The 24,862-nt window shown below is 69.8% G+C and carries 22 protein-coding genes; 8 read left to right on the top strand and 14 right to left on the bottom strand.

What is annotated here, in order from left to right; all coding sequences use genetic code 11:
• Positions 1-2: 2 nt before the first annotated feature.
• Complete coding sequence (locus tag HH310_RS31155) at positions 3-548, bottom strand: HNH endonuclease (protein ID WP_169179303.1); 546 nt, start codon at positions 546-548, stop codon at positions 3-5.
• A gap of 208 nt (positions 549-756) precedes the next feature.
• Here HH310_RS31155 and HH310_RS31150 point away from each other — a divergent pair, with 208 nt between their 5' ends.
• The 4 genes from HH310_RS31150 (at position 757) to HH310_RS31135 (ending at position 5,241) form a co-directional block, all read left to right on the top strand.
• Entirely contained in the window at positions 757-1,833 is a 1,077-nt protein-coding gene (locus tag HH310_RS31150) for a mechanosensitive ion channel family protein (RefSeq protein WP_169179275.1), read from the top strand.
• 200 nt (positions 1,834-2,033) lie between these two features.
• Positions 2,034-3,371 carry an MFS transporter gene (locus HH310_RS31145; RefSeq protein WP_312034429.1) on the top strand — a complete coding sequence of 446 codons (1,338 nt, stop codon included), beginning with the start codon at positions 2,034-2,036 and terminating at the stop codon, positions 3,369-3,371.
• Between the two features lie 20 nt (positions 3,372-3,391).
• Positions 3,392-3,784, top strand: coding sequence for a globin (locus HH310_RS31140; RefSeq protein ID WP_169179273.1), 393 nt, complete (start codon positions 3,392-3,394; stop codon positions 3,782-3,784).
• A 200-nt stretch (positions 3,785-3,984) separates the two neighbouring features.
• On the top strand, positions 3,985-5,241 hold the full coding sequence (locus tag HH310_RS31135; RefSeq protein WP_169179272.1) for a delta-60 repeat domain-containing protein: 1,257 nt from the start codon (positions 3,985-3,987) through the stop codon (positions 5,239-5,241).
• Positions 5,242-5,378: 137 nt separating this feature from the next.
• Here the strand turns inward: HH310_RS31135 and HH310_RS31130 are convergent, their stop codons facing one another.
• The 5 genes from HH310_RS31130 to HH310_RS31110 form a co-directional block, all read right to left on the bottom strand.
• The gene (locus HH310_RS31130) at positions 5,379-5,969 is read right to left on the bottom strand and encodes a YbjN domain-containing protein (RefSeq protein ID WP_169179302.1); all 591 of its coding nucleotides are present in this window, start codon (positions 5,967-5,969) and stop codon (positions 5,379-5,381) included.
• A 134-nt stretch (positions 5,970-6,103) separates the two neighbouring features.
• Positions 6,104-6,754, bottom strand: coding sequence for a hypothetical protein (locus HH310_RS31125; RefSeq protein ID WP_169179271.1), 651 nt, complete (start codon positions 6,752-6,754; stop codon positions 6,104-6,106).
• On the bottom strand, positions 6,751-7,161 hold the full coding sequence (locus HH310_RS31120) for a thioesterase family protein (RefSeq protein WP_169179270.1): 411 nt from the start codon (positions 7,159-7,161) through the stop codon (positions 6,751-6,753). The genes HH310_RS31125 and HH310_RS31120 overlap by 4 nt, the downstream gene beginning before the upstream one ends.
• Positions 7,154-8,830, bottom strand: a complete 1,677-nt coding sequence (gene ettA / locus HH310_RS31115) for an energy-dependent translational throttle protein EttA (RefSeq protein ID WP_169179269.1) — start codon at positions 8,828-8,830, stop codon at positions 7,154-7,156. Before ettA ends, HH310_RS31120 begins: the two co-directional genes overlap by 8 nt.
• Before the next feature lie 172 nt (positions 8,831-9,002).
• A complete protein-coding gene (locus HH310_RS31110; RefSeq protein ID WP_169179268.1) occupies positions 9,003-9,548 on the bottom strand; it encodes a hypothetical protein in 546 nt (181 codons plus the stop codon).
• A gap of 124 nt (positions 9,549-9,672) precedes the next feature.
• Here HH310_RS31110 and HH310_RS31105 point away from each other — a divergent pair, with 124 nt between their 5' ends.
• On the top strand, positions 9,673-11,091 hold the full coding sequence (locus HH310_RS31105; RefSeq protein WP_169179267.1) for a trehalose-6-phosphate synthase: 1,419 nt from the start codon (positions 9,673-9,675) through the stop codon (positions 11,089-11,091).
• Here HH310_RS31105 and HH310_RS31100 read toward each other — a convergent pair.
• From HH310_RS31100 to cobC, 4 genes are read right to left on the bottom strand one after another with little or no spacing between them, the layout of a single operon-like run.
• Positions 11,079-11,456 carry a VOC family protein gene (locus tag HH310_RS31100; RefSeq protein WP_169179266.1) on the bottom strand — a complete coding sequence of 126 codons (378 nt, stop codon included), beginning with the start codon at positions 11,454-11,456 and terminating at the stop codon, positions 11,079-11,081. The two genes, HH310_RS31105 and HH310_RS31100, sit on opposite strands and share 13 nt — an antisense overlap.
• Positions 11,457-11,484: 28 nt before the next feature.
• On the bottom strand, positions 11,485-12,672 hold the full coding sequence (cobA, locus tag HH310_RS31095) for a uroporphyrinogen-III C-methyltransferase (RefSeq protein WP_169179265.1): 1,188 nt from the start codon (positions 12,670-12,672) through the stop codon (positions 11,485-11,487).
• A complete protein-coding gene (cobT, locus tag HH310_RS31090; RefSeq protein ID WP_169179264.1) occupies positions 12,669-13,721 on the bottom strand; it encodes a nicotinate-nucleotide--dimethylbenzimidazole phosphoribosyltransferase in 1,053 nt (350 codons plus the stop codon). The genes cobA and cobT overlap by 4 nt, the downstream gene beginning before the upstream one ends.
• Positions 13,718-14,770 carry an Rv2231c family pyridoxal phosphate-dependent protein CobC gene (gene cobC, locus HH310_RS31085; protein ID WP_169179263.1) on the bottom strand — a complete coding sequence of 351 codons (1,053 nt, stop codon included), beginning with the start codon at positions 14,768-14,770 and terminating at the stop codon, positions 13,718-13,720. Before cobC ends, cobT begins: the two co-directional genes overlap by 4 nt.
• 83 nt (positions 14,771-14,853) lie before the next feature.
• On the opposite strand from cobC, the gene HH310_RS31080 reads away from it, so the two are divergent.
• Complete coding sequence (locus HH310_RS31080) at positions 14,854-17,115, top strand: transglycosylase domain-containing protein (protein WP_169179262.1); 2,262 nt, start codon at positions 14,854-14,856, stop codon at positions 17,113-17,115.
• A gap of 20 nt (positions 17,116-17,135) precedes the next feature.
• Here HH310_RS31080 and HH310_RS31075 read toward each other — a convergent pair whose 3' ends face one another.
• Both HH310_RS31075 and HH310_RS31070 read right to left on the bottom strand, forming a co-directional pair.
• Complete coding sequence (locus HH310_RS31075) at positions 17,136-17,753, bottom strand: TIGR03086 family metal-binding protein (protein ID WP_169179261.1); 618 nt, start codon at positions 17,751-17,753, stop codon at positions 17,136-17,138.
• A gap of 100 nt (positions 17,754-17,853) precedes the next feature.
• The gene (locus HH310_RS31070) at positions 17,854-19,854 is read right to left on the bottom strand and encodes a cobyrinate a,c-diamide synthase (protein WP_248294598.1); all 2,001 of its coding nucleotides are present in this window, start codon (positions 19,852-19,854) and stop codon (positions 17,854-17,856) included.
• A gap of 108 nt (positions 19,855-19,962) precedes the next feature.
• Between HH310_RS31070 and HH310_RS31065 the strand changes: the two genes are divergently transcribed.
• A complete protein-coding gene (locus HH310_RS31065; protein ID WP_169179260.1) occupies positions 19,963-21,054 on the top strand; it encodes an SURF1 family cytochrome oxidase biogenesis protein in 1,092 nt (363 codons plus the stop codon).
• Positions 21,055-21,088: 34 nt separating this feature from the next.
• Entirely contained in the window at positions 21,089-21,925 is an 837-nt protein-coding gene (locus tag HH310_RS31060; protein WP_169179259.1) for an alpha/beta fold hydrolase, read from the top strand.
• Here the strand turns inward: HH310_RS31060 and HH310_RS31055 are convergent.
• Both HH310_RS31055 and HH310_RS31050 read right to left on the bottom strand, forming a co-directional pair.
• Positions 21,900-23,414, bottom strand: coding sequence for an ATP-dependent DNA ligase (locus HH310_RS31055; RefSeq protein WP_169179258.1), 1,515 nt, complete (start codon positions 23,412-23,414; stop codon positions 21,900-21,902). The genes HH310_RS31060 and HH310_RS31055 overlap by 26 nt on opposite strands.
• A gap of 312 nt (positions 23,415-23,726) precedes the next feature.
• A complete protein-coding gene (locus tag HH310_RS31050) occupies positions 23,727-24,023 on the bottom strand; it encodes a hypothetical protein (protein ID WP_248294597.1) in 297 nt (98 codons plus the stop codon).
• Positions 24,024-24,862: the final 839 nt, after the last annotated feature.

Raw genomic sequence — 24,862 nt, 5'->3', positions numbered from 1 at the left:
ACTTAAGCCGCCTCGGCTTCAACCGGGGCGGCGGGAAGGTCCAGCCAGTCTGCCCAACGAGGGTCGGGCGTGCGGTGTCCGAGAACACGCCACGCCACCCCCCGTGGCGCCGCCGGTATGGAATGCAACCGCCACCCGAGCTCGGCCGGAGTCTTGTCGCCCTTGCTGTGATTGCACTTGGCGCAGGCGGCGACCACGTTCTCCCAGGAGTGCAGGCCGCCGCGGCTGCGCGGGAACACGTGGTCGATGGTCTCGGCCGACCCGCGGCAGTAGGCGCAGCGGCCGCCGTCCCGGGCGAAGATCGCGCGGCGGGAGAGGCCCACATGCGTACGGTAGGGAACTTTCACGTACCGAGTGAGGCGGACCACGGACGGAACCGGGAGATTCTGGTGAGCGGAGTGCAAAATGCCCTCACCGTCGGTGACGCACTCTGCCTTGGCGGTCAGGACCAGGATGGTCGCCCGACGCACCGATACGACGCACAGCGGCTCGTAGGTGGCATTCAGAACCAATGCGGATGAGCCCACTGTGGGTCGTATGTCAGGCATCGTGATCACCCTCCGGGTGTAATTGCTTTGTAGCGCTCCCGCTGCATAGTCGTCTCCGGGGCCTCGGTGACGAGGCTCGTGCGCCAATAGTCCCTGATGGATGACCAAATTGCGAGCCTTATCTGTGGCCGCGGGGTTAAGGTCTGACGACTCTGCGCTGTGCGAGCGCTGAGAGCCGCGGATTGTTCGCCCGGTAGGTTGGCTACCCGTGTTACTCCTCGCACCGACCCCTTCGGCGCCGCCCGCCTCCAGCCCGGACGTCTTCACGACGCCGGACACGACCGCGATCTGCCGGGACGACCTGTTGTGCAGCCGGGTCTTCGACTGGACGCACAACCAGTGGCTGGCGAACAGCAGCTACTGGATCGTCGTCAAACCGCTGCGGATCATCGGGATCATCCTGGTCGCGATGCTGATCCGCTGGTTGCTGCACCGCGCGATCAACCGGCTCACCACGAGTACGACGCGGGCCTCGATGCCGGCGCTGCTCAAGCCGTTGAAGGAGAAGGCCACCGCGACGGCCGAAGAGGGGCAATTCATCCCGGAACGCCGCCGGCAGCGCGCCGAGGCGATCGGGTCGGTGCTGCGCAGCTTCGTCACGGCCACGGTCTTCACGATGGCCGCGCTACTCGTGTTCGGAGAGTTCGGCTTCAACCTCGCACCGTTGCTGGCCAGCGCCGGGATCGTCGGCGTCGCCCTCGGCTTCGGTGCACAAAGCCTGGTGAAAGACCTTATAGCCGGTCTTTTCATGCTTTTGGAGGATCAGTACGGCGTGGGCGACACGGTGGATCTGGGCGAGGCAACCGGGGTCGTCGAGACCGTCGGCCTGCGCATCACCACGGTCCGGGACGGCCGCGGCGTGCTCTGGTACATCCGCAACGGCGAGATCATCCGGGTCGGCAACAAGAGCCAGGGCTGGGCCATGGTGGTCATCGACATCCCGATCGGCTTCGTCAACTCGGAGCAGGCGAGCGCGGTGCTCCGGGACGCGGCCGAGGCGGTGGCCGCGCAGCCGGAGCATCAGACCGAGTTCCTCGAGCCGCCGGACGTGGTCGGCGTCGAGCAACTGACCGTGGACGGCGCCACGATCCGCACGATCGCCAAGACCACAGCGGACGGCCAGCTGATCGTGCAGCGGGAACTGCAGCGCGCGCTCACCGAGGCGCTGGAGAACTCCGGATTGTCCGAGCGCATCGCCGCATCTCGATTGGTGCCGCGCTCCGCCGTGCCGCCGCCTTATCTCTTTCCGGGGGAGAACGACGAGCGTACGGGCGGTCCGACCTGACCTGAGCATCGATCTCCTGCGTGCGACTTTCCGGCCGTACGCCCTAGCTTCGTCTCGGGCGATCGGGCAGAATTCGCAGTGAGCAGATGCACATGCGGCATCAAGTTCCCGGCGGGGGCAGACCGACCGGAAGATGCCCCGGGCACCGCCGCGCCCGAGTTTCGCAAGCGCGGCGCGCGCCGAGATCGATGGAGGACTTGGTGCCTAAGCACGCCGCCAAAGAGGTGACCGAGAGCGACCAACCAGTTACATTTCGAGACGTCTTCGCCATACGCGAATATCGCGCGGTCTATTTCTCCCTGGTCGTCAACCTCGTCGGCGACTATCTGTCCCGGGCCGCCATCACCGTGCTCGTCTATCAGCAGAGCAGCTCGGTGCTGCTGTCCGCCGCCGCGTTCGCGATCAGCTTCCTGCCCTGGGTCGTCGGCGGCCCGGTCCTCTCCGCGCTGGCCGACCGCTTCCCGTACCGATCGGTGCTGATCAGCTCCGACCTGGTCCGGATGTGCCTCATCGCGCTGCTGCTGATCCCGCATCTTCCGGTCGAGGTCATGCTGGTCGTGATCTTCGTCTCCAGCCTCGGCGCGCCGCCCACCCAGGCCGCGCGGTCCGCCCTGCTGCCGCTGCTCGTGGACGCCCACCGGCTGCCCACCGCGCTCGCCATGAACGCCACCACCGGCCAGGCCGCGCAGGTGGTGGGCTACCTGGCCGGCGCGTCGCTGGCCGCCGCGATCAATCCGCAGGCGGCGCTCGGCATCGACGCGATCACCTTCGGCCTCTCGGCGTTGCTGGTCCTCTTCGGGATCAGGCACCGTCCGGCCACGCGCACCAGCAAGGAGCGCCACCTGCTGCGCGAGTCCGGCGAGGGGTTCCGGCTGGTCTTCGGCACCGAGACGCTGCGGGCCATCGCGCTGATGGCGTTCGTCGCGACCATGTTCGTCGTGGTGCCGGAAGCGCTGGCCGCGGCCTGGGCCGCCGAGGATTCGGGCAGCTCCGCGTCGCGTGGCCTCAACCAGGGCCTGATCATGGCGGCCGGACCGATCGGGTTCGTGGTGGGCGGCATCCTGGTCAGCCGGCTGTTCGGCACGGCGCAGCGGGAACGCCTGATCCGTCCGCTCGCGGTGCTCTGCCCGCTCGCGCTGGTGCCGGCGTTCGCCGGGCCGCCGGCACCGACGGTGGCGATCCTGGTGGCCCTGGCCGGCATGGCGGTGGGCGGCCTGATCCCCACACTGAACGGCAAGTTCGTGCTGATCCTGCCGCACGGGTACCGGGCGCGCGCGTTCGGCGTGATGCAGAGCGGTGTGCAGCTCAGCCAGTTCGGCGCGGTGGTCGTCACCGGTGTGCTGGCCGACCACTTCCGGCTGCCGCTGGTGGTCGGGCTGTGGAGCGTGGCCGGCGTGATCGTGATGGTGACGCTGGTGTTGCGCTGGCCGCTGCCGTCCGCCTTCGCCGAGGCCGCCGACCAGGCCGCGGCCGTCGTCTCCGCGCCGACCGCTCGGCACGCGCTCGTCACGAGCAGGGTCACACCCGAGCGCTCCTGACCGGCTGGCACCATAGATGGGTGACCGCACCCGTCCCCGAAGAGACCAGCTTCTACGACGCCATCGGCGGCGAGCCCACGTTCCGCCGTCTCGTCAAACGGTTCTACGAGGGGGTCGCCGACGACCCGCTGCTCCGGCCGATGTACCCGGAGGAGGATCTGGGTCCCGCCACCGAGCGCCTGACGCTGTTCCTCATGCAGTATTGGGGCGGCCCGAACACGTACGGGGCGACGCGCGGGCACCCCCGTCTGCGGATGCGGCACGCGCCGTTCACGGTCGACGTGATCGCGCGGGACGCCTGGCTCAAGCACATGCGGGACGCGGTGGATTCGCTGGATCTCCCGGAGGACCAGCACAAGACTCTTTGGGACTATTTAGAGCGTGCTGCGCACTTCATGGTAAACGCTGAGTAGATGGCGTCGCTCCGCTCCGCAGGCGCAATTGCCCTTTAGGTCGGTGAGCGGACACCCGGTTTTCTGCCACCCGCAAACCCCACGGGCGTCAGAAAACCGGGCGCCCACTCACCGACGGCAATTGCGCGATCGTTTCCGGGCCTGCTGGTGGCTCGTTGAGCGGGTGACCAAGTCCTGATCACCCGCCCGGGAGCCGCCGCATGCGTCGCCGCCTGCTCGCCGCCGTCACGCTCGTCTTCGCCGCCGTCGCGGGCGCGCATCCGGCCACTGCCGATCTAGCTCAGTCATCGGTGGTCTCCGCCAACCCGGTCGACTTCACCCCGCACGTGCTGGACGGCACCGTGTGGACCATGGCTGTCGTCGGCGACACGGTGGTGGTCGGCGGGGCGTTCACCAAGGTCGCGGACAGCTCCCGCAAGAACACCTACGCGCGGAAGAACATCTTCGCGTTCGACCTGGGTGACGGCACGATCCGGTCGTTCGCGCCGGACGTGGACGGGGCGATCTACTCGCTCGCCGCGGGTGCCGACGGCACGGTGTACGCCGGCGGCGCGTTCAAGACCGTGAACGGGACGGCGCAGCGCGGTCTGACCCGGCTCGACCTCGGTGACGGCCAGCGCGTCTCGTCCTTCAAAGCAAAGATCAATTGGGGCGACGTACGCTCGTTGGCGAACCGTGGCGGGCGCCTGTACGCGGCCGGCACGTTCTCCGCGATCAACGGCGTGGAACGGCCCGCGCTCGCCCGGATGTACGCGGAAAGCGGCTCGGTCGACACCGGCTTCGACGCCCGGCTCAGCGCACCGGGCCTGACCCGCACGCGGGTCGAGCACTTCGACATCTCCCCGGACGGCAGCCGGCTGGTCGCGGTCGGCGCGATCCTCAAGTCCGGCGGGTACGACCGGACGCAGATCGCGATGTTCGACCTGTCCGGCTCGTCGGCGGAGCTGGTGAACTGGTACACCGACGCGTACAAGCCGCAGTGCATGAAGGGTTTCGACACCTATCTGCGGCAGGTGAAGTTCTCGCCGGACGGCTCGTACTTCGTGGTCGCCGCGACCGGGCGGGCCTCCTCGCCGGTCAAGCTCTGCGACTCGGCGGCGCGGTTCGAGACCGGCGGTTCGGGCCGGCACAACCCGACCTGGGTGCAGCGCACCGGCGGCGATTCCCTGTACGCGGTCGCGGTCACCGGCTCGGCCGTCTACCTGGGCGGGCACCAGCGCTACTTCGACAACCCGCAGGGCACCGACGCGCACGGCCCCGGCCCCGGCGCGGTCTCCCGGCCGGGCATCGGCGCGGTCAGCCCGACCACCGGGCGCGCCCTGTCGTGGAACCCGACTCGCGCCCGCGGCGTGGGCGTCCGCTGCCTGCTCCCGGTCCCCCACGGCCTGCTGGTCGGCTCCGACACCGACCAACTGGGCAGGGAGTACCACGGCCGCATCGGCCTCTTCCCGCTGTAGCAGCCACGTAACCATCGCGATCGCCGCCGGTGACATGGCAGACGATTTTTCGACGCCTGCGGGGTTTGCAGGTGGCGGAAAATTGCCTGCCATGTCACCGGTTACAAGGCGATCGCCCGCCGAGCGGAGCGAGGCCATTAAAGCAGAGCGCCCTCGTCATGGAGCCAGTCGACAAAAGACGTTGCTACCGCGGCGCCGCAGTCGAGGAGCTCCGTGACGAGGGCGTCGTGGGCTCCGGCGGCTAATGGCACCTGCAGCTCGGCGTAGATCGGGAGCTGGCCCCGCTCGGTGGGGTCCCCCACGTACGCCTTGCAGAACCGTCGTGTGTGGTTCCACTCGTTGACCACGCGATAGGCGCGGTCCGCCCAGTCCGGCGGCACTGTCGCATGCGGACGCGCGCGGATCACCAGGATCTCGTCGTCCGGGCCCTCGAGTGTGAACAGCACCGCGTGTCGTTCCCACATGGCCAGCAGACTGCCGCCGCCGTCGGCGAGGAACCTTATGTCGAGCAGGTCGAGCGCCTTGCCGATGCGGGCCAGCGTGACCGGGGCGACCGGTTCGGCCTCCTCGGTGCGGGCCGGGTCGGCCGCGGCCGGTAGCGCCGGCGGTCGCGCGGGCTCGCGTTGCGCCGGAACGCCGACGCGCACGGCGCTGCTTACCGGTGACTTGTCGTCGGTGGCGGACGCACTGTCGGCGGCCGAACCCGAACGCCATGACCACCACGGCATCGTGTGCACCTCACTCCCCAGCGGACCCGTCATCGCCGGACGTAGCGAAGTGGATCCGAGGGCCGACGGTACCCGTACAGTTCGCGGAGGTCATCCCCCCAACGGGAGGGCGGGACCGGTCAGACGACCCGGCATCACCCGTTCGGGTGACTACCTATAGGCGTAACGGTCAATTTCTTGACGGCCTGTAGCCACGCGACTCCGTATGGTGCCGAAAGTCCGACCCAACGGCCCGCCACGCGCACCCGAGTGTCGGGGAGATCGGCACTCTCCGGACCGAGAAAACCCATCCGGGAGACGGCTTGAATCAGCCGTTGGGGGACCTCGACCGGCCCCGGAGTGACGACGAGTGCCACATGGTCGAGGAGGGCGTCCCGCACCACGCGCTGCCCCACCGCCCGACCGGCCAGCCCACCGGCCGTGACCTCGCGCAACGTCCCGGCCGCGGCGGCCGCTAATTTACCGATCTCTATACTGGACACCGATTCGACGGTCTCGGCGGCCGGCGGCGGCAGCGGCCACCGCCACTGGGCGTCCCGCAGCGGTGGCAACTGGTCGCCGCCCTTGGCCAGCACGGCCAGCAGTTCGGCGGCGGCGACCGTGGCGTCGTCCGGGCCACGACCGGCCACCTCGCGAGTGACCAGCACATCCCACGGAAGGCGAGCCCACAACGCCGTACGGGATCCGGATCCTCGCAACCGCACCGGCGCGCCGCGATCGAGCCGGATCAGCCGGGCCAGGAACGCCCCCGCATCGTCGACGCCGGCCAGCCCGTGAGCGGTCATGCGGAGATGACGTACGGGGTGAGGAACTCGCGCTCGGCATCGGACAGCCGCCGGGGCCGCCCGTTGGCCAGGTCGTACGGCACCAGAACCGACTTCGCGCGGCTGGCCAGCACACCGTTGTCGAACAGCTCGTACGAGACGGTGATGGTGGAAGCACGCAGTTCGGAGACCCACATCTCGATCCGCACCGGGTCGCCGTAGTCGACCGGACGTAGATACTCGATCTCGTGGCGGGCGATGACCGTGCCCGCCTCGAACGAGTCGAGCCCGTGCTTGTGAGCCTGGCCGAAGAACAGCTCGCAGCGCGCCTCCTCGTACAGGGTGAGGAAGCGCGCGTTGTTGACGTGCCCGAACGCGTCCATGTCGGACCAGCGAACGGGCACGTCGACGATGTATCTCTCAGTCACGGGTCAGCTTGCGGTAGGTGACCCGGTGCGGACGGGCCGCCTCGGCGCCGAGCCGGTCGATCTTGTTCTTCTCGTACGCCTCGTAGTTGCCCTCGAACCAGAACCACTTGTCCGGGTCCTCGTCGGTGCCCTCCCACGCGAGCATGTGGGTGGCGACCCGGTCGAGGAACATCCGGTCGTGGGAGATGACCACGGCGCAGCCGGGGAACTCCAGCAGCGCGTTCTCGAGGCTGGACAGCGTCTCCACGTCCAGGTCGTTGGTCGGCTCGTCGAGCAGGATCACGTTGCCGCCGATCTTCAGCGTCATCGCGAGGTTCAGCCGGTTGCGCTCACCGCCGGAGAGCACCTTGACCGGCTTCTGCTGGTCCGGGCCCTTGAAGCCGAACGCCGCCACGTACGCCCGGGAGGGCATCTCGACCTTGCCGACCATCAGGTGATCGAGACCGTCGGAGACGACCTCCCACACCGTCTTGGTGCCGTCGAGGCCGGAGCGGTTCTGATCGACGTACGACAGGGTGACCGTCTCGCCGACGCGCACGCTACCCTCGTCCGGCTTCTCCAGCCCGACGATGGTCTTGAACAGCGTGGTCTTGCCGACGCCGTTCGGACCGATGATGCCGACGATGCCGTTACGCGGCAGCGAGAACGACAGGTGATCGATCAGGGTGTGTCCGTCGAAGCCCTTGACCAGGTCGTGGGCCTCGATGACGGTGTTGCCCAGACGCGGGCCCGGCGGAATCTGGATCTCCTCGAAGTCCAGCTTGCGGGTCTTCTCCGCCTCGGTGGCCATCTCCTCGTACCGGTCCAGACGGGCCCGGCTCTTGGTCTGGCGCGCCTTGGCGTTCGAGCGCACCCACTCGAGCTCCTCGGTCAGGCGCCGCTTGAGCTTGGCGTCCTTGCGGCCCTCGACCGCGAGACGCTGCGCCTTCTTGTCCAGGTACGTCGAGTAGTTGCCCTCGTACGGGTACGTCCGGCCGCGGTCCAGCTCGAGGATCCAGTTGGCCACGTTGTCCAGGAAGTACCGGTCGTGGGTGATGGCGATGACGGTGCCGGCGTACTTGGCCAGGTGCTGCTCCAGCCAGTGCACGCTCTCGGCGTCCAGGTGGTTGGTGGGCTCGTCCAGCAGCAGCAGGTCGGGCGCCTCGAGCAGCAGCTTGCAGAGCGCGACACGGCGTCGCTCACCACCGGAGAGCTGGGTGACGTCGGCGTCCGGCGGCGGACAGCGCAGGGCGTCCATCGCCAGTTCGAGCTGCGAGTCGATGTCCCACGCGTCGGCGTGGTCGAGCTCCTCCTGGAGCTTGCCCATCTCCTCCATCAGCTCGTCCGAGTAGTCGGTGGCCATCTGCTCGGCGATCTTGTTGAACCGCTCCAGCTTGGCCTTGGTCTCGGCGACCGCTTCCTCGATGTTGCCGAGGACCGTCTTCGCGTCGTTGAGCGGCGGTTCCTGGGCCAGCATGCCGACCGTGTAGCCGGGCATGAGCCGCGCCTCGCCGTTGCTCGGGGTGTCCAGGCCCGCCATGATCTTGAGAAGGCTGGACTTACCGGCGCCGTTCGGGCCGACCACACCGATCTTGGCGCCCGGCAGGAAGTTCAGCGTCACGTTGTCGAGCACGACCTTGTCGCCGTGCGCCTTGCGCGCCTTCTCCAGGACGTAGATGTACTGGGCCACGGTGTGCCCTACCTCCGCGATAGAAATTAGGCCTTCAGTCCGCTCGAGGGTGGCGGGTGGGGCGGTTGGATGGGAAGCCGGATGGAGTTGCAGAAGTGCAAGGGGCAATCTTTCCAGGTTGCCCTCCGGCCTCTGAAGTCAACCCCTTCCCGCCCGTACGTGTTCCCGGGTCCTAGTCCGCGGCGACGACTTTGTGCTTTTCGACCTTGCCGCTGGTGAACCTGATCTCGAGCATCTCCCGGCTCACGATGATGCGGTTCCCGTTCGTCGCGCGGGCCTGATACTCGCCGGTCGCCAGCTCGGTGACGCCCGGCAGGAACAGCCCGTTCTGGTTCTGCACCAGCTGCCCGTCCGCACGGGGCGTCTTCCCCTGGTAGTAAAGCCCCTCGTCAGCGTCCTGGCAGATCCAGACCACGGTGCGGTTGTCCGTTTCGATCCGCAACACCTGGCGCAGGTCGGCCGGGAAACCCTGCGCGGCCGCGAACTCGCGCGTCTCCACCGGGCATAACTCGCCGGCGGGGGTCGGCGGCGGCGTCCAGATGGCGGGCTGGTTCGGCGTCGAGGCCGGCCCCGGTTGCGCCGCTCTCGCCTCGTTCTTGCGCCGTTCGCCCAGCACGAAACCTGCGGTCAGCCCGATGATCGTGAGGAAAACGGTGGCAATGACCACAGGGAAGAAGATCGGCCGCCGCGGCGGGGAAAGATCGTCGGACGGTGTCACGGGCTCAGGATGGCACCCGGCCGCACGTGCGTCCATCACAGCGGCGACACCTGGGCATCCCCTGGGCCGCTACGCAAAGTACGCTCGCCAGTGGGAACAGAAACGACCCGGAGGTGCACTCAGCGTGGCCGAACGAAGTTCCTTCGTCGTAGTCGCGAACCGTCTGCCCGTCGATGAGGTGACCACCCCCGACGGGGAGCGCCAGTGGCGCACGAGCCCGGGTGGCCTGGTCACGGCCCTGCATCCGGTCCTCACCCAGCACGGCGGCACGTGGATCGGGTGGGCCGGCGGGACCGGCGAGGCGCCCGACCCGTTCGAACTCGAAGGAATCCGGATCCACCCGGTTCCGCTGAGCTCGGACGAGCTGGAGCGCTACTACGAGGGGCAGTCCAACGCCACGATCTGGCCGCTCTACCACGACGCGGTCGAGACCCCGGTGTACAAGCGGCGCTGGCGCGACTCGTACCGCATCGTGAACCAGCGGTTCGCGCGGGCCGCCGCGGAGGTCGCCGACGACGGCGCCACCGTGTGGGTGCAGGACTACCAGCTTCAGCTGGTTCCGGCCATGCTGCGGGAGCTGCGCCCGGACCTCAAGATCGGGTTCTTCCTGCACATCCCGTTCCCGCCGATCGAGCTGTTCATGCAGATGCCGTTCCGGGCCGAGGTGCTGCGCGGCCTGCTCGGCGCCGACCTGGTCGGCTTCCAGCAGCGGCTGGCGGCGCAGAACTTCGTGCGGCTGGCCCGCCACCTGCTCGGCCTGCGGTACGAAGGGCAGTCGATCCAGGTGGACGGCCGCAAGGTCAAGGCGGGTGCCTTCCCGATCAGCATCGACACCCGGGAGATGGAGCGGCTGGCCGCCGACCCGAAGGTGCAGGCCCGGGCCAAGGAGATCCGGGCCGAGCTGGGCGACCCGCAGACGATCGTGCTGGGCGTCGACCGGCTCGACTACACCAAGGGCATCGAGCTGCGCCTCAAGGCGTTCCGCGAGCTGCTCTCGGACGGCAAGCTCAAGGTCGGCGAGGCGGTGATGGTGCAGGTGGCCACGCCGAGCCGGGAACGCGTCGAGCACTACCAGGCGCTGCGCGTCAAGGTCGAGCGCGAGGTGGGGCGGATCAACGGCGAGTTCGGCCGGGTCGGCGTGCCCGCGGTGCACTATCTGCATCAGTCGTACAGCAAGCAGGAGCTCGCGGCGCTGTACGTGGCGGCCGACGTCATGATGGTGACCCCGCTGCGTGACGGCATGAACCTGGTCGCGAAGGAGTACGTGGCGTGCCGCGCGGACACCGGCGGCGCGCTGGTGCTCAGCGAGTTCGCCGGTGCGGCCACCGAGCTGCGCCAGGCGTTCCTGTGCAACCCGCACGACCCGGACGGCGTGAAAGAGGCGCTGATGCGGGCGGTCCAGGCCGAGACGCCGGAGCTGAAGCGGCGGATGCGGGTGATGCAGCGACACCTGCGTACGCACGATGTGGCCGAGTGGGCGCGCATGTTCCTGGACGAGCTGGCCACCGCGGCCGGCGGCCGGGAGACTTCTCAGCCCACGTAGAGGCAGAACGGGTGGCCGGCCGGGTCGAGGTAGACCCGGACGTGCTCCTGCGGCTGGTAGGCGGCCAGGGTGGCGCCGGCCCGTTCCGCGTGCGCGCAGGCGTCCCGCAGGTCGTCGACCCGGATGTCCAGGTGGCTGCTCATCTGCGGCTCGCCCGGCCGGGCCGGCCACACCGGGCGTACGTAAAGCTTCTCGGTCTGGAAGGACAGCCCGGCGCCGCCGCCGGGCGCTGCCAGCGTGACCCAGTCCTCTTCGTCCTGGGTGGCACTCCAGCCCAGCAGCCGCTGATAGAAGGCGGCCAGATCACGGGCGTCCGGCGCGTCCAGCACGACACCCGTCAGCATCATTTGCGGCCGTGCGTCCATGTCTTCGCCATACCCGGTCGTAACGGACCTATGCCGTAGCGTTAACGACGTCGCCAATCACTATAACGGCGGGCGAGCGGATCCCGGCCTCCGCAGCGGCCTCGGCGATGGTGCCGAGCGTGCCACGGACCACCCGCTGGTGATCGGTCGAACCCTCCTGGACGGCAGCGGCCGGGGTGTCCGCCGGACGTCCCTCGGCGACCAGCCGCGCCGTGATGGCGGGCAGGTTCTTGACCCCCATCATGACGACCAGCGTGCCGCGCAGCCGGGCCAGCGCCGGCCAGTCCACAGCGGAGGACCGGCTGTCCGGCGCGATGTTGCCGGACACCACGGTGAACTCGCGCGCCACGCCGCGATGGGTGACCGGGATGCCGGCCAGCGCCGGCGCGGCGATCGAGCTGGTCACGCCCGGCACCACGACGACCGGGACACCCGCCTCGGCGCAGGCGATCACCTCCTCGCCGCCGCGACCGAAGACGAACGGGTCGCCACCCTTGAGGCGGACCACGAACTTCCCCTGCTGGGCGCGGTCGATCAGGATCCGGTTGATCTCCTCCTGAGCCACCGACGGCCCGTACGGGATCTTGGCAGCGTCCACGAATTCGACGCCGGCGCGTAATTCGCTGAGCAGCATGCCGGGCACCAGGCGGTCGGCGACCACGACGTCGGCGGCCGCGAGCATCCGGCGCCCCTTCACCGTGATCAGCTCGGGGTCGCCCGGACCGGCGCCGACCAGCGCGACGCCCTTGTACTCGGGCATCGCGGGCGGCTCGCTCTCCAGCGCCCGGGCGACCATGTCACGGACCGCGATGGCCCGCCGGCGGTCCCCGCCGTCGGTGACCGCGACCGTGACCGGGCCCTGCCGGGTGACGGCCGGGGTCCAGGCGGTGGCCGCGTCCCGGTCGTCGGCTCGCACGCAGAACACCCGCAGCCGCTCCGCGACGTTGCTGACCAGGGCGGCCGCCTCCGGATCGTCGACCGCGACCTGGACCAGCCAGGCGCCCTCGACGTCGGCCGGCTCGAATCGGCGCTGCTGCCAGGTGGCCCGGCCGGCGTCCACGACGGCGTGCAGGGCGGGGGTCAGCACCGGCGAGACGATCTCCACCTCGGCACCGGCCGCGAGCAGGGCCGGCACCCGCCGGCTGGCCACCGCGCCGCCACCGACCACCAGGACCCGGCGGCCGGTCAGGATGAGAGCGAGCGGATACAGACTCACTTCTCGGACACTCCCGCGGAGTCGAACGTGGCCACCTCGTGCAGCACCCGGACGGCGGCCGACACCACCGGCAGCGCGAGCGCCGCGCCGGTGCCCTCGCCCAGCCGCATGCCGAGGTCGAGCACCGGGTGGAGACCCAGGTGTTCGAGCGCGACGGGTGCGCCCGGCTCGGCCGAGCGGTGCCCGGCGACCATGGCGGCCACGGCGTCGGGTGCGAACGCGGCGGCGGCGAGCGCGGCCGAACCGGCGATCACGCCGTCGACGATCACCGGCACCCGGTGTGCGGCGGCGCCGAGGATGAGGCCGGTCAGCGCGGCGTGTTCGAGGCCGCCGACCGCGGCCAGCACGCCGAGCGGGTCGGCCCGGTCCGGTGCGTGCCGGTCCAGCGCCTCGGTCACCACGGCGATCTTGTGGGTCAGCATGGCGTCGTCGATACCGGTGCCCCGGCCGGTGACGTCGGCCGCCGAGCGCCCGGTGAAAACCGCGATCAGGGCCGCGGCCGGAGTCGTGTTGGCGATGCCCATGTCGCCGGTGATCAGGCACTTCGCGCCGGACGCGATGAGCTGGCCGGCGACCTGGATGCCGAGTTCGACGGCGGCGCGGGCCTCGTCGCGGGTCAGCGCCGGCTCGACGGTCATGTCCCGGGTGCCGCGGCGGATGTTGGCCGCCAGCAGCGCCGGGCCGGCCGGCGGCGGGACCGCCACGCCGACGTCGACGACCATGACATCGGCGCCGGCCTGGCGCGCTAACGCGTTGACGACCGCGCCGCCGGCCACGAAGTTGGCCACCATCTGCGCGGTGACCTCCTGCGGCCACGGGCTCACGCCCTGGGCGTGCACGCCGTGGTCCCCGGCGAAAACGGCGACGGTGGCGGGCTCGGGCAGCGGGGGCGGGCACACACCGGCGAGGCCGGCGAGGCGTACCGAAAGCTCCTCCAGAGCACCGAGAGAACCGGCCGGCTTGGTGAGGCGTGCCTGCAGTTCGCGCGCCTCGGTCATTGCTGTCTCGTCCGCCGGCCGGATGGCGTCGACGGTCTGCTCCAGGGTCACGAACGCTCCTTCAGCACGGCGATCAAGGTCTCGACGAATGCGTCGGTGGTGGCAGTGTCGCGCACCGCGATCCGCAGCCAATCGGGGCCCAGCCCGGGGAAGGTGTCGCCACGGCGTACGGCGTAGCCGCGTTCGCGCAGTTCAAGGCGCACCTTGTCGGCTTCGGACAGGCGTACGGGGACAAACGCACTCGCCGGTGTGCCGGTAACCGTGAGGTTCGGCACGTGCTTCAGCCGGTCGAGCAGATGCGACCGCTCGGTCGCGAGTCGCGCCGCGATGTCGCGTTCGGCCGAGATCGCGGTGGGCGAGGCGCAGGCGATGGCGGCGGCGAGAGCCGGGGTGGAAACGGCCCAGAGCGGCTGCGCTTTCGCCAGTTTCGCGACGAGATCGGCGGGCGCGAGCAGGTAACCGATACGCAGGCCGGCCAGCCCCCACGTCTTGGTGAGGCTGCGCAGCACGACCAGGCCGGGCAGATCGCCGCGGCCGGCCAGCGACTCGGGCTCGCCGTCGACGCCCGGCCGGAAGGTCGTGTCGGAGAAGGCCTCGTCGACCACCAGCACGCGGCCGGGCCGGGCCAGCTTGGCGATCTCGGCGGCCGGATGCAGGACCGAGGTCGGGTTCGTCGGGTTGCCGATGAAGACCAGGTCGGCGTCGTCCGGCACGAGGGTCGCGTCCAGCCGGAAGCCGTCCTCCTCGGGCAGCAGAACGCGCTCGATCGTGTGTCCGGCGTTGCGCAGGGCCGCCTCGGGCTCGGTGAACTGGGGGTGCACCACGACCGGCTTCCGGCTCGTTCGCAATGCCTGCGCAAGCAGCACGAACGCCTGTGCGGCGCCGGCCGTCAGCAGCACCTCGTTCTCGGCGCGCCGATGCCTTCTCGCCACCGCGGAGGTCGCGCCCGATTTATCGGGATATTGCCGCAGATGATGGAGGGAAGCGGTAATCGGCCCGGACAACCACTCGGGCATGGGCTCGTGGCGCACGTTGACCGCCAGGTCGATCAACCCGGCGCCCACCTCCGCGTCGCCGTGGTGGCCGAGGTCGATCGTCATGGACCAAGGATGCCGGACGGATTTCCCGGTCGCACTTCGGCCGTTCCGTCAGGACATGAGGGTTTTTGTCATACCTTCGATAGGTGGCAGCCGGAAAAGTCGCACCCCTCGTCCGTGCCGGCCTGATCGCGGGTCTCGTGATCGCCGGACTCGCCTATCCCCTGGCAGCGCTCGCCGGCATCGGCGTCAAGAAGGGCACCGAGGCGCTGCAGGGCCTGCCGGACGCGCTCAAAGAGGTGCCGACCGCGCAAACCACTTATGTGTACGCCAAGGACGGGCACACGCTGATCACCGCGTTCTATGAGGAGAACCGGCGGCCGACCACGATCGAAGAGATGTCGCCGTACATCACGCAGGCGATCGTCGCGTCCGAGGACACCCGGTTCTACCAGCACAACGGGGTGGACGCGAAGGGCGTGGCGCGGGCGTTCGTGGCGAACCAGAAGGCCGGCGGGGTCTCGCAGGGCGCGTCGACGCTGACCATGCAGTACGTGCGGATGGCGTTGCGGGACGGCGCGAAGACCCCCAAGGAGGCGCTGGAGGCGACCGAGCAGACCGCGTCGCGGAAACTGCGCGAGATGCGCCTCGCCGTGGAACTCGAACAGCAGCTCAGCAAGTCGGAGATCCTCGAGCGGTACCTGAACTCGGCGTATTTCGGACATCGGGCGTACGGGATCTATGCGGCTTCTCAGGTTTTCTTCTCGAAGACGCCGGACGAGCTGAACCTCAACGAGGCGGCGCTGCTGGCGGGGCTGGTGAAGGCGCCGTCCGCGTACGATCCGGCGAGCCAGGATCAGGGCGCGGCGATCGGGCGGCGCAACTACGTGATCGACCAGATGGCGAAGATGGGATCGATCACGCCCGATCGAGCGGCGACGGCCAAGAAGGAAAAGATCAAGCTCCGGCTGACCTCACCGCCGAACGACTGCGTGTCGATCTCGCCGGAGCACAACGACTGGGGCTTCTTCTGCGACTACTTCAAGTCGTGGTGGCTGTCGCAGCCGGCGTTCGGGGCGAACGCGCAGGAGCGTGAGGAGAGCCTGCGACGCGGCGGCTACCGGGTCGTCACCTCGATCGATCCGAAGATCCAGGCGTCGGCCATGAAGCACGTGCTGGACAAGGAGCGTAAGCGCAGCAAGTTCGCGCACGGCGAGGTGCTGATCGAGCCGCGGTCCGGGCGGATCCTGAGCATGGCGGTGAACCGGACGTACTCGCTCGACCAGGCGGGCAACGGCAAGCACACCAAGCATCGGGGGGCGCGGGGCAACTACCCGAACACGGTGAACCCGCTGCTCGGCGGCGGGTCGATGGCGGGTTACCAGGCCGGGTCCACGTTCAAGATCTTCACGATGCTGGCGGCCCTGGACTCGGGGATGCCGTTGCGGACGTCGTTCTACGCGCCGCCGCGGTTCGTGTCGAAATACATCACCGCGCCCGGGCCGGCGACGTGCGGCATCCACTGGTGCCCGAAGAACTCCACCGGCTCGATGACCGGGCGGCAGACCATGTGGAGCGGGTTCGGGAAGTCGGTGAACACCTACTTCGTGCAGCTCGAACAGAAGGTGGGCGCGGAGAAAGCGGTCAAGATGGCCGAGCGCTTAGGCCTGCGCTGGCGTACCGAGGTGGACCGCACGCTGGCGACGCCGTCGCGGGCCCGCGGGTGGGGAGCGTTCACGCTCGGGGTCAGCGACGTCACGCCGGTGGAGATGGCGAACGTGTTCGCGACGCTGGCCGCGGAGGGACAGTACTGCGAGCCGTTGCCGGTGCACTCGATCACGAACCGGGACGGGACGGACGCGGTCTATCAGGGCAAGCCGGTGGCGGCGCCGCGCTGCCACCGCGCGGTGTCGGTGGACGTGGCGCGGGCCGCGACGGATGCGGCGCGATGTGTGACCGGCTATGGGTCGGCGCGCGGTTCCTGCGGCGGCTGGGAGACATCACCCATGGTGTACGGCACGCTGAAGCGCCCGGTGGCCGGCAAGAGCGGCACCACGGACAGCAACAAGACGGCGTGGTTCTGCGGGTTCACGCCGCAGCTGGCGGCCGCGGCCTTCGTCGCCGACCCGGACAATCCGGAGAATCACGTGGGCACGAGCCGGGGGACGATCTCGAAGTTCACGGTGGCGGAGACGTTCAAGGACGCGCTGAAGGGGTTGCCGAAGGCGAAGTTCACGCCGCCGTCGAAGGACATCGCGTGGGGCTCGAAGGGGTCTCGCGGTGAGAAGGGATCTGCGGGGTCTCGCGGTGAGAAGGGATCTGCGGGGTCTCGCGGTCACCAGAACTCGGGTGGTCACAAGAAGTCGAAGAGCTCGCACAAGAAACAGCACGAGAGGTCGCGGGACTGACGCCGTCCTTCGGCGCCTCCCTACGCCGCGCGCTCGGCCCTGCGGCGCGGTGGTTTCCACTTCGGGTCGCGGCCGGCCAGCGCGATCGTCTGGTCCAGCAGGCTCGCCTCGCTGTCGGTCGGCACGACCGGGCCGAACATGCCCGGCGTGCCCTCGGCCGGGCCCTGCGACAGGAACTCGATCAGCACGTCGAGGGTGCGAGGATCGGCCGCATATTCCTGGCCGGTCGCCCGCGCCAGGTCCCAGCTGTGCATGATCAGCTCGTTCATGGCGACAGCGCCCATCGCGTTCGCCGGCATCGTCACGCCGCCGGCCTGTGACGTGCCCGTCCAGGCCGCCGGCTCCTTCCAGGCGGTGGCGAGCTCTTCCAGCTGCACGGGCAGGCGGCTGCGCCAATGGCGGGACAGATGATCGGCCGCGGGCTCCGGCGGCGGGCCGGTGACGCCGGACGCGTCGGTGCGTTTCCGGGCGGCCTGGGTGAACGCGTAGGTGAGCCCCATCAGATGATCAAGGAGGGCGGCGACACTCCAGCCGGGGCAGGGCGTCGGCGCGAGTAACTCGTCGTCGTCGACACCCAGCAGTAACGCTCGCAGGACACGAACCGGCGGGTCAAAATCCAGCGGCACACGATCGGCCACGACCAACCTCCTCACGATGGTTAACCCCACGTTACGTGTGGGGTACGACACTTTCGCGACAGGAGGCGCGCGTTTTCGCGCTTTTCGATACGTGCCCGGCTCAGGGTGCGGTGATGTCCAGCGTGTCGCTGAGGTTGGCCGGCGGCTCGGCCGGGCTCTCCGGCGTCAGCTGCGCGGGGGAAAGCTGCTGGGTCGGCTCGTACACCGCCGAGACGGCCCCCGAGGCGAGCGGATCCACCGAGAACGGCTGGCCCATCGCGGGTGACGGCGAATGTGGTGAGGTGGGTGGCATGCCCGGCGCGTGCCCGGCCGTCGGCATCGCGGACATGGGCGGAAGCGCCTGGCCGAGGGCCGGCATACCGGACATGGGCGGCAGCGCCTGGCCGGCGGCCGGCGTCCCCGACGCGGGCGGAACCGCGTAGTCGGCGGGCAGGACCGCGTGGCCGGCGGGCGGGACCGCGTGGCCGGCCGCCGGCATCGCGTTCTGTGGGCCGGGCATCGGCTGCGGTGCCGGCATCGCGTTGTGCGGGCCGGGCATCGAGCCTTGCTGCGCAGGCACCGCGTTGTGCGGGCCGGCCATCGAGCCTTGCTGCGCAGGCACCGCGTTCTGCGGTCCCTGCGCGCTGCTCTGCGCGGCGGGCATCGCATTGTGCGGGATCTGCTGCACCGGAACCGTCGTCTGCTGCGGGATCTGGTGCACCAGCGTTGTCGGCATCGCCTGGTGCCCGGGCGGCGCGCTGGGCACCGGACCGGCCATGGCCGCGCCCACGATCCGCTTGGCGATCTCCGGCGCGGCGGCCCAGTGCAGCCCGAGCTGGGAAGCGTGCACCTGCCGCCAGACGAAGCCTTCCGGGTGGCCGCCGGACCACGTCCACGCCGGAACCACCCCGGCTCGCGGCGTGACGATCGCCCGGTGCTGTTTGTACCCGGTGATGCGGGCGCCCGCCGGTGCCATCGACGACGTGGTCGGCGCGGTCGCCTCGCGGTAACCCGCCACGGTCTGCTCGCCGGTCACCGCCGAGGCGTCGAGCACGCCGCACATCGGGCGGCCGTCTAAGTCACGGGCCAGCCACGGAAGCGCCACGCCCTCGGCGACGACCGGCCACCCGTCCAGGGCGAACCGGGCCACCTCGGCGGAGAGGCGGCGGTTGGCGGACAACTCTTCGGCGTACCCCTCGGGCAGGCCGGCGCCGACGACCAGCGCTCGGGTGCCGGCCGGGAGGCTCTCGTCGCGGAGCGGGTCGACGACCATGACCTCGGCGCCCGCGGCGGACAAGAGTTCGGCGGTCTCGGCGTACGTGAAAAGCGCCCCAGGGCCGCCGGCCAGCGCAACCACCGGTCGTTGCTCGGAGACCTCGCCGCCGACCGCCTCGGCGGGAGACCAGAGGGCGCCGGGCAGGGCCGGCGCGGAACCGGCGAGCGCCATCAGCCGATCCAGGTCGAGGCAGCCGCCGACGGCCTCGCCCAGACGCCGGACGGCCCGGATCGCTTCCATCGTGCGGTGCGCGACCGGGACCGGACCGTGCGCGCGAGCCGGCAGCACGTTGGGCAGATCACCACGGCGCAATGCACCGAGCACCGGCATGCCGATGTCGTCCAACGCCGTACGCAGCATCTGCTCGTGACGAGAGGAGGCCACCCGGTTGAGGATCACGCCGCCGAGATGGACCATCTCGTCGAACATGCGGAAGCCGTGCACCAGCGCGGCGATCGAGTGACCCATGGCGGCGACGTCGACGACCAGCACGACCGGGGCGCGCAGCGAGGCGGCGACGGCGGCCGTGCCGTCGATCTCGGGCTGGCCGGTCAGCGAGTCGAACAGCCCCATCGCGCCTTCGATGATCGACAGTTGCGCTCCGGACGCCCCGTGCGCGAACAGCGGTGCGACGCGCTGGGCGCCGACCAGGCGGGGGTCGAGGTTGCGACCGGGACGTCCGGCCGCCATCCCCAGGTACGCGGCGTCGGTGTGATCAGGCCCGACCTTGAAGCCGGCCGCCTGGATGCCACGAGCCGTTGCCGCCGCGAGCAGGCCGACCGCGATGGCGGTCTTCCCGTGCCCCGAGGAAGGGGCGCTCACGACCAGGCGAGGCTGGGCGCTCATGAAGGTTCTCCCGACGCTTGGTTCTCTTGAGCTGACTAAAAGTGCTGCCGGTTGCGCACAGTACCCGGCTCCGGCCGCGGCTACCGGGGCGACGGGTAGCCTCGGGGCGTGTACCGCTTCCTGGTGACCCCGCGCTGGCTGGGCGGCGCCGCGCTGGCCATCGCCGCCTCGGTGGTCATGGTGCTGCTCGGCAATTGGCAGCTGCACCGGTACCAGGAACGCAGTGGGATCAATCATCGAATCGACACCGCTGACTCGGTTTCGGCGGTTCCGCTGGTCGGCCTTCTCCATGTCCCGACCCGGTCGGGGGCGGCCGGCAGCTCACCCGGCAACGACCTGGCCTGGACAAAGGTGTCGATGAGCGGTCGCTATGATCCGGCTCACGAGATCCAGGCGCGCGGTCGCACGGTGAACGGCGACGTCGGCTTCGAAATCGTCACACCGCTGATCCTCGGCGACGGGACGGCGGTGCTCGTGGACCGCGGCTTCCTCCCCGCCGGGGCCTCCGCGACCGCCGCGCCGACGGTTCCGCCGGCGCCGACCGGGCAGGTCACGGTGGTCGGGCAGATCCACTTGTCGGAAAGCCGACCGAGCGCGATCTCGCACCGCGACGGCCGCCTCGACACGCGGCGGATCTCGGTGTCGAAGCTCGCGGAGCAGATGCCGTACCCGGTTTATGGGGCGTATGTGTTGCTTACGTCGCAAACGCCCGTTGCGGATCCGGCCTTCGCGCAGATCCCCATCGATAAAGAGGACTCCTGGCAGAACGCCGGGTACACGGTGCAGTGGTGGCTCTTTGCCGCGATGGCCCTTTTCGCGTACGGGTGGGTGGCGCGCAAGGAGGCATTGATGCTCTCCGGAAAGCTCCCCCGATCGGAGGAGGTGCCGGAGCGGGAGTTGGTCCCTCCTCCGGGGGATGGCATGCGTTCCGGGGACGGCGTGGGTTCCGGGGACCGCGTGGCGGACGCGGATCAGAGGCGCGCGGGAGTGGGTGCCGGCGTGGAGGAGGCGGACCGGCGCCGCGATTCCACGGACCGCGTGGACGAAGCCGATCGGCGGCGCGCCGCCAAGGAGGCGAAGCGGGCGAAGTCGTCCGGGGATCGCGTGGAGGAGGCCGACCGGCGGCGTGCAGCCTCTTCGGGTGACCGGGTCGAGGAAGCGGACCGCAAGCGTGCCGCGTCCGGCGATCGTCCCGTGTAGACCGGACATGGAAGGCCGCCAATAAGATCACGGCATGGCGGATTTCGAGAGCTTCGACGGGACACGGCTGGCCTACCGCCGCATCGGCTCGGGTACACCGGTTCTCTGCCTACCCGGCGGTCCCATGCAGGCGTCCGGCTACCTCGGTGATCTCGGCGGTCTCTCTGCCGAGCGCGAGTTGATCGTGCTGGATCTGCGCGGCACCGGCGACTCCGCGATCCCCGAGGACAAAGCCACCTATCGCGTGGACCGCCAGGTAGACGATGTCGAGGCGTTCCGCGCACATCTCGGCATGGACCGCGTCGATCTGCTGGCGCATTCCGCCGGCGCGGCCCTCGCCCTGCTCTACGCGACGCGCCACCCGAACCGCGTCGCTCGCCTGGCGCTGATCAACCCCTCCCCTCGTGTGGTGGCGCTGGACATCACCGACGACGACCGCCGGGAGATCGCCGAGCTGCGCCGGGGCGAACCATGGTTCCCGGCGGCTTTCGCCGCCCTCGAGCGGCTATGGGCGGACGAGGGCAAGCCCGGCGACGGCGCCGCGATTCAGCCGTTCAACTACGGCCGGCGCAACGACGACGACCCGGTCCGCCGGAATCAGGAGGCGGCCGCCGCCTACTACGGAGAAGGCGGCATCGACCCGGCGTCCGTCCGCGCCGAGCTGTCCCGCCTGCCCGTGCCGGTCCTGCTGACCAGCGGCGAATACGACATCCAGATCCCGCCGAAACGTGCCGCCGACTACGCCGCTCTCTTCCCGCAGGCCCGGCTGGCCGTGCTCGAGGAGTCCGGTCACTTCCCGTGGCTGGACGACCCGCGGTGGCTCGTGGCGACCGTGACCGATTTCCTCACGCGTACCCGCCGATCTCTTTGACCATGTCGATCGTGTCGGCCTCCTCCGCTCGTTTGTCCTCCCGGTAACCCAGGACGCGCGCGAACCGCAACGCCACCCCGCCCGGGTAGCGTGGCGACGCCTGCACGCCGTCGAACGCGATCTCCACCACCTGCTCGGGCCGCACCTCGACGACCCATCCGTTGTCGCTGGTCGCCAGCTCTTTGAAGCGCTCGGTCTGCCATCGGAGCAACTCGTCGGTCAGCCCCTTGAAGGTCTTGCCGAGCATCACGAACCCGCCGGTGCGCGGATCGCGCGCGCCCAGGTGCAGATTGGACAGCCACCCCCGGCGCCGCCCGTGCCCCCACTCGACGGCCAGCACGACCAGGTCGAGCGTGTGCCTCGGTTTGACCTTGACCCAGGCGGAGCCGCGGCGCCCCACGTCGTACGGCGCCTCGACCGCCTTGATCACCACGCCCTCCTGCCCGTCGGCGAGGGCGGCGGCGAACGCGGCGGCGGCCTCCTCTTCCGACGTCGCGGTCGTCCGGCCCACGATCAGCGAGCCCGGCAGCGCGTCGGCGAGCGCCGCCCAGCGCTCCCGGCCCGGCCGGTCGAGCAGGTCGGTGCCGTCGAGGTGCAGGAGATCGAAGAAGTATGGACTCAGCGCGACGGCCGCCGCCCCTCGCGTGGCCGCACGGCTCGACGTCTCCTGAAACGGGCGCGGCCGGCCCGTGGCGTCGAGAGCCATGGCTTCGCCGTCGAGCACGATCTCGCGTACCGGCAATGACCGCACCGCGGCGACCACCTCGGGCATGCGTGGGGTGATGTCGTCGAGGCTGCGCGTGAACACGGCCACCTCGTCGCCGGATCGATGCACCTGAATGCGGATGCCGTCGAGCTTCACATCCACGGTGGCCGGCGCACCGGTCGCGAGCAGCGCGGCGCTCACGTCGGGAGCACTCTGCGCAAGCATCGGCGACAGCGGCGTGCCCACCCGCAGACTGATCTCGGCCAGCGCCGCCGCACCCCCGGTCAGCGCCGCGACCGCCACCTGCTTGAGATCACCGGAGAGCAGCAGCGCCCGCCGGACGGCCGTCACCGGAACCTCGGCCGCCTTGGCGATGGCGTCAGCCAGCAGCCCCGCCTGCGCACCCTGGCGTAACTCACCGCCGAACAGCCCGATCAACAGCCGCTGCTCGTCGGTGGTGGCGGCCGCGAACAACGCGTTCAGCAGCTCACGCCGCCGCGCCTGGGACCCCGCGCCGGCCACCGCCGAGATCTCGGCGATCGCCGCGTCAACCGCCGCCACGCTCAGCGTCGCCTCGGCCGCGGCCGGCGGCCGGTCGCGCAGGCTCGCATAGCCCACCCCGGTCTGCCGTTGCCGCAGCTCACCCGCGAGATAGGCGGACCCCGCCGCGATCTCATCGGGCTCAAGCCGGCGGAGCGCGTCGGCCATGAGCTCAATCTTGGCCTTGCGCCCGGGCACCGCCGTCACGGCAGCCGAGGTGGCTGCCAGGTCGAGGAAAAGCACGACCTCATCCTGGCAGCCACCTCTGACATTTTCGCCCGGTCGCGCGGCACTCCCCCGTCGACAGCCCGCGCAACCGAGCCACCCCCGCGACGAGGGCAGACCGATACTTCAGATGCGACGGATATTTCGGACTCGTCGCCAATCACCGGATGAAGGCGTCCGGGACCGTCGTCCTGTCCGCGACCACGGCCAGCAAGCGGCGGGCGCATCCGTCGTAAGCCGTCAGACCCACCCGTCCTTCGGCAGCAGACGCGCCTGTCGCTCGGCAGCTGACGCACCGCGTCGTTCGACGATGGCGCCGCGAGGCCGGCCTCAGGCCGCGAGTGGCTCCTCGATGCGGAACCCGCGCGCCCGCACCGCATCAGCCATCCGTGTCAGTTGCGCGTCGATCGCGCACAGCGTCGCCGAGATCTCGTCGAGATGCTCGGCCAGCGATTTCTCGTCCCACCCCGAGACGTCCACCTGACCCATCGCCCGCACGGCAGCCCGCAGCCGCACGATCGACTCGATCTGATCATGGGAGTGAAGCCGATCAATCGCGTTACGCGGCCCGGCGGGCATCGGCCGCACCGCCGGAATCACCGTGGCAGGCACATCATTCGAACGCATGTTCGAGATCCTAACAGGACTCGGACCGCGAGCGCACCCCTTCATCCGTTCGAGGACACCCCAATCGACCTGCACAAAAACCTTTCAGATGTACGGCGTGCGATGAGTCCCGTGTCACTCGGCGATCTCCACGGTGGTCAAGCCATTGCCGCCCGCTCCGGGCGGAGCTGCCACCCATCGCGACCTCATATGGCTCGACAACTACGGCCCGGCAATGCCGACCTCGGGTGTCCGCGCCGCTGTTCTGGCCGTTCTGGACGAGGATGTTGACGGCGCGGATGGGGGCCGGCGCCCAGCGATCACTCGTCGCGCTTCCCTAGCTCGGAGTCGCCGCAGACGCCCACCCGCGACGTACGCAGCACGCGGCCGATCAGATCGAGCACGTTCCGCGTCGAACCGGCCAGCCCGACAATTTTCAAGACCTTGGAGAGTTATGGCTCGTATATGGGCGTAACTCTCCAAGGTCCCGAAATCGGCCCGAAAATGATGGTCACAAAGGCCGTGAAGCGACCAAATCAACCGTCCTATTCGGACTCATGTCCACGATGCAAGCAGCCGTGCCCGGATAGTGGGACGATTGCCGGCTGCCCGAGGCACGCGCCGCCGTCATGGCCGCACCTTATGCATCGGCAAATACCGTTTTATGCGGTCTAAGCGTGACAGTCCATCTGCTGCGGACGGGTGAACAGCTACGCCCACGCACTATGGAATTCGCGACGCACGATGGGCCGACCCCGCACGATGAGCGGCGCCGCGCAGGGTGGGGTGGCGCGATGCGCACGATCGGCCGTACCACGCACGATGGCCAGCCACGCACGGTCTCGCTCGCCAGGGCCACG

Origin of the sequence: Actinoplanes sp. TBRC 11911 (genome assembly GCF_012933445.1) — a bacterium.
Taxonomy (GTDB): Bacteria; Actinomycetota; Actinomycetes; order Mycobacteriales; family Micromonosporaceae; genus Actinoplanes.
The sequence above is the reverse complement of the archived record's forward strand: the minus strand, read 5'-3'. Positions and strand labels throughout refer to the sequence as shown.

Bases quoted from the DNA above. Each gene is read 5' to 3' on its own strand.
- HH310_RS31050 (WP_248294597.1), bottom strand. From the start codon at position 24,023: ATGCGTTCGAATGATGTGCCTGCCACGGTGATTCCGGCGGTGCGGCCG.
- HH310_RS31060 (WP_169179259.1), top strand. From the start codon at position 21,089: ATGGCGGATTTCGAGAGCTTCGACGGGACACGGCTGGCCTACCGCCGC.
- HH310_RS31135 (WP_169179272.1), top strand. From the start codon at position 3,985: ATGCGTCGCCGCCTGCTCGCCGCCGTCACGCTCGTCTTCGCCGCCGTC.
- HH310_RS31130 (WP_169179302.1), bottom strand. From the start codon at position 5,969: ATGCCGTGGTGGTCATGGCGTTCGGGTTCGGCCGCCGACAGTGCGTCC.
- HH310_RS31155 (WP_169179303.1), bottom strand. From the start codon at position 548: ATGCCTGACATACGACCCACAGTGGGCTCATCCGCATTGGTTCTGAAT.
- HH310_RS31070 (WP_248294598.1), bottom strand. From the start codon at position 19,854: ATGAGCGCCCAGCCTCGCCTGGTCGTGAGCGCCCCTTCCTCGGGGCAC.
- HH310_RS31125 (WP_169179271.1), bottom strand. From the start codon at position 6,754: ATGACCGCTCACGGGCTGGCCGGCGTCGACGATGCGGGGGCGTTCCTG.
- cobC (WP_169179263.1), bottom strand. From the start codon at position 14,770: ATGACGATCGACCTCGGCCACCACGGCGACGCGGAGGTGGGCGCCGGG.
- HH310_RS31100 (WP_169179266.1), bottom strand. From the start codon at position 11,456: ATGGACGCACGGCCGCAAATGATGCTGACGGGTGTCGTGCTGGACGCG.